Annotated in this window: 1 protein-coding gene; it reads left to right on the forward strand. The window is 76.3% G+C overall.

The window, feature by feature from the left end; genetic code table 11:
* Window positions 1-678, forward strand: a 678-nt coding sequence (locus R1101_RS0125040; protein WP_016935836.1) for an amidohydrolase family protein, incomplete at both ends; no start/stop codon positions are given.

Raw genomic sequence — 678 nt, forward strand, 5'->3', positions numbered from 1 at the left:
CACCGACCATCCGGTGCAGGTGCGCGGCTACTGGGGGCAGGCGGTGCGCACCGGCGAGGAGGCCGCGGAGCTGCTCGCCGCCACCGGCGCCGCCGCGCTCGGCGGGGACCTGTTCGTCGACGGGTCGATCGGCTCGCACACCGCGGCGCTGGCCCACCCCTACGACGACCTGCCGGGCTGCTGCGGCACCACCTATCTGACCGAGGACGAACTGACCGCGCATGTGCGCGCGTGCACGTCGGCGGGCATCCAGGCCGGTTTCCACGTCATCGGTGATGCCGCGACCACCGCCGCGGTGGCGGCGTTCGAGGCGGTCGCCGCGGAGGTCGGCGGACCCGCGCTCGCCGCGCGTGGCCATCGGCTCGAGCACGTCGAGTCGCTGACGGTCGCGCAGGCGGAGGTGTTGGCGCGGTACGGGGTGATCGCGAGCATGCAGCCGAGCTTCGACGCGCTGTGGGGCGGACCGGACGGGATGTACGCGGCCCGGCTCGGCGCCGAACGTGCGGCGGCGCTGAACGCGTTCGCGCCGCTGGCCGCGACCGGACTGTCGTTGGCGTTCGGCTCCGATGCGCCGGTGACGGCGCCGCGGCCGTGGCCGATGCTGCGGGCGGCGGTGCACCATCGCACCGCCGGCAGCGGCATCTCGCCGCGGGCGGCGTTCGCCGCCGCGACCCGCGG

This window comes from Rhodococcus sp. R1101 (assembly GCF_000278445.1).
In the GTDB taxonomy this organism is placed as follows: domain Bacteria; phylum Actinomycetota; class Actinomycetes; order Mycobacteriales; family Mycobacteriaceae; genus Rhodococcus; species Rhodococcus gordoniae.